12 protein-coding genes, 3 tRNA genes and 1 pseudogene are annotated in these 9,319 nt (G+C 57.9%); 3 read left to right on the plus strand and 13 right to left on the minus strand.

Annotated elements, in window-relative coordinates; genetic code table 11:
- The 4 genes from AC2VNK_RS08905 to AC2VNK_RS08920 all read right to left on the minus strand — a co-directional run.
- Positions 1–96: GTP-binding protein (locus tag AC2VNK_RS08905; protein WP_022970494.1), on the minus strand; the 96-nt coding region annotated here is incomplete at its 3' end.
- Positions 97–142: 46 nt separating this feature from the next.
- Positions 143–218: transfer RNA gene (locus tag AC2VNK_RS08910), tRNA-Thr, on the minus strand.
- Positions 219–226: 8 nt separating this feature from the next.
- A tRNA-Gly gene (locus AC2VNK_RS08915) sits at positions 227–300 on the minus strand.
- A 54-nt stretch (positions 301–354) separates the two neighbouring features.
- A tRNA-Tyr gene (locus AC2VNK_RS08920) sits at positions 355–439 on the minus strand.
- A gap of 230 nt (positions 440–669) precedes the next feature.
- On the opposite strand from AC2VNK_RS08920, the gene AC2VNK_RS08925 reads away from it, so the two are divergent.
- From AC2VNK_RS08925 to AC2VNK_RS08935, 3 genes are all read left to right on the plus strand, one after another.
- Entirely contained in the window at positions 670–1,311 is a 642-nt protein-coding gene (locus AC2VNK_RS08925) for an OmpA family protein (protein WP_291520865.1), read from the plus strand.
- A gap of 97 nt (positions 1,312–1,408) precedes the next feature.
- Positions 1,409–3,091, plus strand: a complete 1,683-nt coding sequence (ubiB, locus tag AC2VNK_RS08930) for a ubiquinone biosynthesis regulatory protein kinase UbiB (RefSeq protein WP_486883511.1) — start codon at positions 1,409–1,411, stop codon at positions 3,089–3,091.
- 57 nt (positions 3,092–3,148) lie between these two features.
- Positions 3,149–3,502, plus strand: a complete 354-nt coding sequence (locus tag AC2VNK_RS08935; RefSeq protein ID WP_291520869.1) for a LapA family protein — start codon at positions 3,149–3,151, stop codon at positions 3,500–3,502.
- A 15-nt stretch (positions 3,503–3,517) separates the two neighbouring features.
- Here the strand turns inward: AC2VNK_RS08935 and AC2VNK_RS08940 are convergent, their stop codons facing one another.
- The 9 genes and pseudogenes from AC2VNK_RS08940 to AC2VNK_RS08980 form a co-directional block, all read right to left on the minus strand.
- On the minus strand, positions 3,518–4,090 hold the full coding sequence (locus AC2VNK_RS08940) for a tetratricopeptide repeat protein (RefSeq protein ID WP_486883512.1): 573 nt from the start codon (positions 4,088–4,090) through the stop codon (positions 3,518–3,520).
- A 162-nt stretch (positions 4,091–4,252) separates the two neighbouring features.
- A complete protein-coding gene (locus tag AC2VNK_RS08945; protein ID WP_291520873.1) occupies positions 4,253–4,591 on the minus strand; it encodes a DUF2934 domain-containing protein in 339 nt (112 codons plus the stop codon).
- A gap of 125 nt (positions 4,592–4,716) precedes the next feature.
- Complete coding sequence (nusB, locus tag AC2VNK_RS08950; RefSeq protein WP_291520875.1) at positions 4,717–5,160, minus strand: transcription antitermination factor NusB; 444 nt, start codon at positions 5,158–5,160, stop codon at positions 4,717–4,719.
- Positions 5,161–5,170: 10 nt separating this feature from the next.
- Entirely contained in the window at positions 5,171–5,635 is a 465-nt protein-coding gene (ribH, locus tag AC2VNK_RS08955) for a 6,7-dimethyl-8-ribityllumazine synthase (RefSeq protein WP_291520876.1), read from the minus strand.
- On the minus strand, positions 5,632–6,765 hold the full coding sequence (ribB, locus tag AC2VNK_RS08960; RefSeq protein WP_291520877.1) for a 3,4-dihydroxy-2-butanone-4-phosphate synthase: 1,134 nt from the start codon (positions 6,763–6,765) through the stop codon (positions 5,632–5,634). Before ribB ends, ribH begins: the two co-directional genes overlap by 4 nt.
- Positions 6,762–7,418 carry a riboflavin synthase gene (locus AC2VNK_RS08965; RefSeq protein WP_486883513.1) on the minus strand — a complete coding sequence of 219 codons (657 nt, stop codon included), beginning with the start codon at positions 7,416–7,418 and terminating at the stop codon, positions 6,762–6,764. The genes ribB and AC2VNK_RS08965 overlap by 4 nt, the downstream gene beginning before the upstream one ends.
- A 3-nt stretch (positions 7,419–7,421) precedes the next feature.
- Complete coding sequence (gene ribD, locus AC2VNK_RS08970) at positions 7,422–8,522, minus strand: bifunctional diaminohydroxyphosphoribosylaminopyrimidine deaminase/5-amino-6-(5-phosphoribosylamino)uracil reductase RibD (protein ID WP_486883514.1); 1,101 nt, start codon at positions 8,520–8,522, stop codon at positions 7,422–7,424.
- Entirely contained in the window at positions 8,512–9,003 is a 492-nt protein-coding gene (gene nrdR, locus AC2VNK_RS08975) for a transcriptional regulator NrdR (RefSeq protein WP_291520883.1), read from the minus strand. The genes ribD and nrdR overlap by 11 nt, the downstream gene beginning before the upstream one ends.
- Positions 9,004–9,009: 6 nt before the next feature.
- Positions 9,010–9,319 (minus strand): annotated as a pseudogene (locus AC2VNK_RS08980) (serine hydroxymethyltransferase); the annotation flags it as partial.

A 9,319-nucleotide genomic window follows, 5' to 3' on the forward strand; every position in this document is an offset into this window, starting at 1 on the left:
CAGCGCCGCCGTTAATGTGGTCTTACCATGGTCCACGTGACCAATCGTTCCCACGTTGACATGCGGCTTCGTCCGCTCAAATTTCCCTTTGGACATCAGACACTCCCCAAGAATACCAGACCCAAGTAAAGACCCAAAAATATGGAGCCCACAACCGGATTCGAACCGGTGACCTCTTCCTTACCAAGGAAGTGCTCTACCGACTGAGCTATGTGGGCCTGAACACTGGAGCGGGTGATGGGAATCGAACCCACACCATCAGCTTGGAAGGCTGAGGTTCTACCATTGAACTACACCCGCACAATAAAACTCGTAACTAAGCCCTGCGCTCAGCGCTAAATAAATTACAGCAATTGGTGGAGGGGGGAGGATTCGAACCTCCGAAGGCAGAGCCGTCAGATTTACAGTCTGATCCCTTTGACCGCTCGGGAACCCCTCCCACGATTAGCGGCGCATTGTGCCGCTTAGGCTTTTCTTTGTCAAGCGAGTTCGGCGGCTGCGGGTGTTTGGCCATTTCCGGCACAGTGGCCATCATTTTGATGATTTATGCGCATCTTGCGCCTTTGGCGCCTTGACAAAGTTGCCCATTTACAACATTCTCAACTATAGAGTGGTCAAGATTTTTTGCCGGGCAGCTTCGCCAGGGCTTGAGAGAGGAGGGTTTCAATAATGCAACATATTAAACGTATTACGCTGCTGGTTGCCATCAGCGGGGGCCTTTTAGCCAGCGCCGCCTATGCGGACGATGGCTACGTAGGTTATGCAATAGAACACGGCGCCAAACCCGTTGTCACCAGCACGGGTATCTGTGTACGTGGCGGACGCCCGGTCACTGATGGTCCTGTGCCCGCCTATTGTGCCCCTGCACCGGTCCCCGTGGCGGTCGCGCCGACGCCTCCCGCGCCAGCACCCGCTCCCATCGCACCTGTAGAGCGGACGATTCTGGTGAGCAAACCGATCACCATTACCGGAATTAACTTCAAGTTTGATTCATACAAGCTTCTGGACCATGACATCAAGGTCCTGGACCAAGTGGCTAGCTTTGCAAAAAACCACCCAGAGGCCGTACTCGACGTCAACGGCTATTGCAGCAAGGTGGGCAGTTACGCGTACAATCTTAAGCTGTCCAAGCGGCGTGCACAAAGTGTAGCGCACTACCTGACGCAACATGGGGTGACGAGCGATCGTATGGTACTGAAAGGCCACTCCTACGACAATCCGGTCGCCACCAACGCTACCCGACAAGGTCGTTTCCTGAATCAGCGTGTGGAAATCAATTCCAGCATCAAGGTCCAGAAGACTGTTCGCTAACTTCTTCTCGGTGCTGCAAAGGCGGGTCCGCTGAGGCCCGCTTTTTTTACCACGACCACGGCGGTGCGCAGCGTCATTTCCATGGTAGACTAGCACCATGCGACAGTCCTTCCTTCGTTTTGTGCGTACGCTGCACATCACCCGCGTTCTAGTGCGTTACCGCCTGGACGATGTACTTTATTTTCTCCCTTTGTTAAAGCCCTATCAGGCCATTCTGCGCCTAAGCCCCATGGCTTGGATAGGACCGCGTCCGCAGGGCACTTTCGCCGAACGCCTGCGTGAGGCCTTGGAAACTCTGGGACCTACCTTTATCAAACTCGGACAAATGCTTTCAACCCGCCGGGATTTGCTTCCCGACCATATTACTCAGGAACTTGCGAAACTTCAGGATGCAGTACCCCCCTTCCCGTCAAATGTCGCCCGGCAGATCATCGAGGCAGCGCTTGGCAAACCGATTGGAGCGGTCTTCTCTCAATTTGAAGATCAGCCTGCTGCTGCGGCGTCCATTGCCCAGGTACACTTTGGGCAGTTACTGGACGGCCGTGAGGTAGCAATCAAAGTCCGACGCCCAGGTCTGCAGCGGATTATTGATCAGGACCTGGCGATACTCGCCCTGCTCGCCGATCTCGCGGAGCGCTATTCTCAGGAGGGTCGTCGCCTGAGAATACGCGCGGTTGTCGCGGAATATGCCAAAACCATTCGCGGTGAACTGGATCTGCTGCGCGAGGCGGCCAATGCCAGCCAGTTGCGGCGTAATTTTGCTGCTGAGCCTGAGCTGCTCTATGTACCCGAAATATATTGGGATTACTGCGCACCCCCGGTATTAGTGATGGAACGCATTTATGGTATTCCCATCGGTCAGCGCGACGCACTGCGTGACGCGGGCATTGATTTTGACCAACTCTCGCGACGCGCCGCAGAAATCTTTTTCCGCCAGGTCTTTCGCGACGCGTATTTCCATGCGGATATGCATCCCGGCAACGTCTTTATTGATCCGAAGAATGGGCGCTTTATAGCCGTTGATTTCGGCATCATGGGGAGCCTGGATGATGCGAGCCAGCATTACCTCGCCGAAAATATGATTGCATTTTTTCGGCGCGACTACCGGCGCGTAGCGGAAGCGCATGTGGAAGCCGGATGGGTACCACCAGACACCAACGTACAGGATTTCGAAACAGCCATTCGTGCCATTGCGGAGCCGGTGTTTGAAAAGCCCCTGAATGAAATATCCGTCGCCAGTCTCTTGCTTCGTCTCTTCCAGACGACGCGCGCTTTTCAAATGCAAACTCAGCCACAACTCCTGCTGCTCCAAAAAACGCTGGTCAACGTCGAGGGCATTGCCCGCGATTTCAACCCAGCACTCAATATCTGGGAAATCGCCACGCCACTGCTGACGGAATGGCTCAGTCGCCAGCGCGGTCCGCAGGGCTGGTGGTCTGCGCTTAAACAATATTTCCCACAGTGGGGATTGGTGCTGCCCGAAATGCCGGTACTCCTGCACAATATCCTGCGCCAAGCCCAACAGGGAGAACTGCCCCTGGTGATTCGCAATAACGACATCGAGGGCATTCGGCAGGAACTGCATAATGGTTTGCAAACGCTTACCTATAGCGTAGGCGGCACGTTTATTGTGGTAGGCTTAGGCATTATCGCGGCGCTGGAGCATCGGCTGGATAGCCCAATACTCAATTTACCGGTATGGGCTTGGCTGATCATCCTGCCCACGGCACTCTGGGCCGGGACCAGGTGGGTGCGCAGCGTATTTTTCAGGCGTGGTTAAAGTATGTAAGTGACCATTACAACAAATACGCAACCAAGCAAGGGAAAGGAGGATGTCATGTGGATGGTGGTTTCTTTTTTGATTGCGGCACTGGCTGTCATCTTTGCAGTTCAGAACGGGGCACCCGCAACTATTCATTTCTTCTCGTGGACGTTTGCACAATCCCAGGGGGTAGTCCTGCTCAGCGGTTTCGTCGCCGGTTTTACTGCGAGCATGCTGATTTATCTACCCACGCACATCCGTAACAAGCTGAAAATCCGTCGTCATGAACGACGTGTGGCCGACCTTGAAGGGCAACTCAACGCAGAACGCGGCAAACGGGAGTACATCGAAAAGGAACATGCCGCCGCCATGCGTGTCCAGAAAGGTAACGGCATAGCGGTCGGCAACACGGAAAAAAGCACTGACTAAATGATCAGGCGCACATCAAGGTGTGACTACGGTCTTTTTCTCGACAGCAGCCACCGATTGGTACTCCGGATGCAGACGCGCCAAAGTTGCCAGATTACTGGTGGCCTGGGCATTTCCGAGTGCTGCGGCCTTGTGCCACCAGAGGCTGGCCTTGCTGTAGTCCTGTGGTACCCCTTGCCCTAAGAAATAGAGATTACCCAAGTTGTACTGAGCGGCGGCAATACCCTGCGCTGCCGCCTTCTCCCACCAGTAAGCCGCTTTGATCTTGTCCTTACTGACACCTTGCCCGAAATAATACTGCATGCCGAGATTATATTCGGCCTTGCCATAGCCATGGAGGGCAGCCTTATCAAACCACTGTGCGGCCAAACCATAATTTTGCGGAACCCCATCACCTAGGGCACAACGGGTGCCAATCGTGTTTTCAAGCTTGGCGGTGGTGAGATCGGCGGGCTGGGTAGTAGCCACATCCTCCAAGTCTGTCTTAGCGGCGATCTGCGCTTCGGCCAAGGGAACGGAAAGTACCAAAAGTGCTGCGCCACTCGCAGCGAGGAGGGAACATTTACTGAAATTATGATGAGCGCGCATAGAAACTCCAGGCTGATTGACAATATCTTGCAGATGATGAGGTTACACCAAGAACCTCGTGCGTCGCCAGAAGTTTTTCTGGCGCCCGCCAAACCGGAATTTAGACAGGCCGCGACCAGCAGCGCACAGATATCCCCCTGCCGCGCAGCCGCATCAGACGCTTTAAGTGGATAGCTGAGCGTCGATCCAGGCCTCTGCTGCGTACCAGTCTGCCTGGCAGTCGCTTCCCGCAAAGCTGCGAGCCTCAGCAAGATAGTAGGCACGTTCAGCAATCATGCGCTGGCGATCCGCGGCAGAGACCGCGGGGGACTTCGAACGCCCGACGCTACGCGGCATTTTGACCGGCGTGGCGTCCCCAGCCGGTTTACGGGCGCGAGCGGCGCGCGTTTTGGGCACAGCGGCTGCGTCCGGTGCCGTCGCGCGACGGACTGGCGCTGCCCTGGGATCCACCGAAACTTCCGTGGATTTTGTGACTCGTTTTTTAGGTTGCTCTTCCGCCATGGCTACACTCCTAGGAACATGGAAAAACCACTTTGTAGGTGATAGCACAAGATGGCAGAGTTTTCAAAGCCCAGGGTCAGACCATATCCACATCGGCAGAGCGAAAGCAGACTAGTTGCGATTTGTCAGCGACCAGCCTGCAAAGTCTCCGGAGCGCGCCATTTCTGCGCCAGCTTATCCAGGACTGCGTTCACAAAGCGATGGCCCTGCTCACCACCAAAGTCTTTACCCAGCTCTATGGCTTCATTGATGATCACCCGGTAGGGCGTTTGCGGATAGTCCCGCAATTCGTAGGCCGCCAGGCGAAGAATCGCCCGTTCGACTTCGCTGACCTCATCGGCCCAGCGGCGATCCTGAACTTCCTGGGCAATGGCGGGATCCAGCTCGGGGATTGCGGCACAAACCCCTTGCCAGAGACTTTTGAAGAAAGCGACATCGGCGCCCTGCAAACGCTCAGGGTCGGAGGTAAATTGCAACTCGATCTCGGTGCAGTGGCCGGGATTCATCTGCCACTGATAGAGGGCCTGAACGGCAGCTTGACGCGCCAAACGGCGGCGACTGATTTTCATGGAGTGCTGTTCAGATCTGACGCAACAACTGCACCATTTCCAGCGCAGTCATAGCAGCATCAAAGCCCTTATTACCCGCTTTAGTTCCGGCGCGCTCAATGGCCTGCTCAATGCTATCCGTGGTCAGCACCCCAAAAATCACCGGGACTCCCGTATCCATGGATACCTGAGCCACACCTTTGGACACTTCGGCCGCGACATAATCAAAATGCGGGGTACCCCCGCGAATCACCGCACCCAAACAAAGCACCGCATCATAATTACCACTGCGCGCCAGTTTCTGCGCGACCAGCGGCATTTCATAAGCACCCGGCACATAAACGACGTGAAGCTGTTCTTCTTTTGCACCGTGACGGCGCAACGCGTCGATGGCACCCTTCTCCAGCTGCTGGGTGATAAAGCTGTTGAAGCGGCCGACCAACAGGGCAAAACGATGTTCACCAGCCTGCAAACTGCCTTCGATATGACGAATCATGACTCATCCTCGGATACTTCCTGAAAGGGACGTTGGTCGACGATCTCCAGACCGAAGCCGCCGATACCACGGTATTGAAACTGGCTGTCGCTAAGGACCATCGCCTGATGTACCCCCAGATCGGAGAGAATCTGGGCGCCGATACCAAAGGTGCGCAGAACGCGCCCAGCGTCTCCGGCCTGACCAGGCCCCTTGGGCTTTTCAGGCAGCGCGGCAACATCCCGCAGGAGTTCTTCGACACTCTCCTGATGGTGGAGGTAGACCAGCACGCCACGACCTTCCGCGGCGATCCGCCGCAAAGCAATGGTGTTTGGACTGGCTTCACCGGCGAACAGATCATTCAATGTTTTGCCAACCTGTACCCGCACCAGTACGGGTTCATCACGCGCTTCCAGGTCGCCGAGGACTAGGGCGAAGTGCGTTTCACGGGCAACCCAATCACGATAGACATGGAGCTGAAAGTCGCCGTATGGGGTGTGCCACGGACCACTCGCCTCACGCTGTACGATTCGCTCTCGTTCCAGGCGGTAGCGGATCAGATCGGCAATGGTGCCAATTTTGAGGCCATGTTCTGCCGCATAGGGGAGCAGGTCAGGCAAACGCGCCATTTCGCCGTCGGTGTTGAGAATTTCGCAGATGACGCCAGCGGGTTTGCAGCCAGCCAGCCGGGCAAGGTCTACTGCCGCTTCCGTATGACCGGCACGAACCAGTACACCCCCGGCTTCCGCCGCCAAGGGGAAGATGTGACCGGGCATCACGATGTCCTCGGGGCCGGCGTCATCGGCAATGGCCGCCTGAATCGTCACCGCGCGGTCGGCGGCGGAAATGCCGGTGGTGACACCGCGGGCGGCCTCAATCGAGACCGTAAACGCGGTGCCTAAGCTGGCGGTGTTGTGGCCCACCATCTGTGGAAGACGCAATTGCTCGCAACGCTTGCGGGTGAGGGGCAGGCACACCAGACCACGCGCCTGGGAGACCATGAAGTTGATGGCAGCGGGCGTCACAAACTCCGCCGCCATAATGAGGTCGCCTTCGTTTTCACGCCCCTCATCATCCATCAGGATCACCATGCGTCCGGCGGCGATGTCGGCGATGATTTCCTCGGCGGGGCTGATATTGGCACTGCTCATACGGGGAACCCTTTTGCGGCCAGCGAATCGCGCGTAATTTCGGATTTTAACCCGGACCTGGGGCCCGTGACCACCCAGCGCTCCAGATAGCGGGCGATGAGATCCACCTCCAGATTGACGGCATGCCCCGATCGCCACTGCGCGGCCGTCGTCTGCGCCAGCGTATGGGGGATGACGTTGAGCATGAACGTGTCACCACGGAGCGCGTTGACGGTCAGGCTGATACCGTCCACACAGATGCTACCCTTGGCGGCGATATAACGCAGCAGATCCGGCGGCGCAGCGATGGCAAATACCTGCGAACGTCCCGACACGCTCACTTCGCGAATATGTCCGACACCATCCACATGGCCAGCGACCAGATGGCCTCCCAGGCGATCGGCCAGACGCAAGGCTTTTTCCAGATTGACCGGGCTGCCCGCCTTGAGACGCCCAAGAAGGGTTTTGTCGAGGGTCTCAAGGGAGACATCGACAGCAAAAGCGTCGCACTGGAGTTCCACCACCGTCAGGCAAACGCCGGAAACCGCAATACTGTCGCCCAACTGGACATCACTAAGATCAAGTTTCCCGACAGCGACGGTCAGCCGTAGGTCGCCGCTCTGGGGCTGCATCCCGCGGATCTGGCCCAAGCCCTGAATAATACCGGTAAACACCACTTATCGCTCCTGCGGACGCAACGTCCACTTGATATCGTCGCCCAGTTGAGTGATATTGATCACCGACCAGCGCGGCACCTCCGCGAGATTCGCGTAGGGGCCGGTCGCGAGCACCGGTCGCGCGTCCTGCCCGAGCAGCAGCGGTGCCACATAGAGCAGCCATTCGTCGACCAAATTGGCTGTGAATAAGGAAGCAGCGATGCCTGGCCCCGCTTCTACCAAAATATCATTCAATTCCCGCTGGGCGAGCATGGTCATCACTTCTTGCCAGTCCAACTCCCCTCCCGTTCCACGACAAGAGAGCAACTCCGCACCGGCAGCGCGCAGCGCTTCCTGAGTAGCGCTTGGAGCATCCGGATAGTGACAAATCCATACCGCGCCCGGCGTACTAAAAAGCGCCGCATCGGGGGGGGTACGCAAGTGGGTGTCCAAAACGATTTTCACCGGATAGCGCTGCGAGGCCACCTCCAGGCGTGGCGCCAGGCGGGGATTATCGGCCAGTACCGTGCCGATACCGACAAGGATGGCACTGGCGCGCGCCCGCTCCTGCTGCACATCTGCGCGCGCTGCCTCCCCCGTCAGCCATTGGCTTTGCCCGTTGGCGAGCGCCACCCGGCCATCCAGACTCATGGCCTGCTTGAGCCGCACCCACGGACGGCCATGGCGCATCCGCTGCAAAAATCCGGGATTCAGGGCTTCCGCCGCCGCCCCCAGACAACCCTCGTCAACCACAACCCCGGCAGCGCGCAAATATTCCACGCCGCGCCCGGCCACCAAAGGATTGGGGTCGCGCATAGCAATCACTACCCGCGCCACACCCGCTGCAACCAGCGCATCCGCACAGGGCGGGGTGCGGCCCTGATGGCTACAGGGCTCCAGGGTGACATAAGCGGTGGCACCACGCGCGGCATCGCCCGCTTCCGCAAGTGCGAACACTTCGGCATGCGGTTTGCCGGCCTGTAAGTGGGCGCCCCGCCCGACGACGGATCCATTTTTGACCAGCAAGGCCCCCACACGCGGATTGGGATGTGTGCTGTAGAGTCCCTGCTCTGCTAGTACCAGGGCCTCCCCCATGAAGACAACATCCTGCTCAGTCGTCACGAGCCGCGTCGGCTCCCTCGCCGGGGACCGCTCCCTCTTTCATCCGTGCGATTTCGGCACTGAAGGCGTCGACATCTTCAAAGCGTCGATAGACCGAGGCAAAACGCACGTAGGCGACGGGGTCAAGGTCCCGCAAAGCCTCCATCACCAGTTCGCCAATGAGACGCGCCGGAATCTCCCGCTCACCGCGTTCGCGGATCCGCCGCTGGATCATCCGCACGGCAGCATCCACCCGCGCCGTCGCTACCGGTCGTTTGCTCAGCGCCCGGGTCAAGCCCCGCTGGAGTTTGTCTTCGCTGAAGGATTCGCGTCGCCCATCGGTCTTGACGACCATAGGCAGCGCCAACTCTGCCCGTTCAAAGGTGGTGAAGCGTTGCCCGCACTCCGGACATTCGCGCCGCCGCCGTACACTCCCGCCATCATCCGCGAGGCGGGAATCCACCACGCGGGTATCGGCGTAGGCACAGAACGGACAGCGCATGAATACTTAGCCGTACACCGGGAACTGATGGCAAAGGGCCTTCATGTCCGCCTGGACCCGTTCAATGACCGATGTATCGCCGGTCGCATCCAGGACATCCGCAATGCAGTTACCCAGATGATGCATTTCGGACTCGCCAAAACCACGCGTGGTGGCTGCGGGTGTACCGATACGGATACCACTGGTGATCGCCGGCGGACGCGTGTCGAAGGGCACGGCATTCTTGTTGACGGTGATGTTAGCCTGCCCCAGTGCCTCTTCCGCCTCTTTACCCGTAACCTTCTCGCCCAGGTTCAGCAAGAAGAGATGGTTGTCG

It is taken from the genome of Acidithiobacillus sp. TH-A35 (assembly GCF_057473505.1).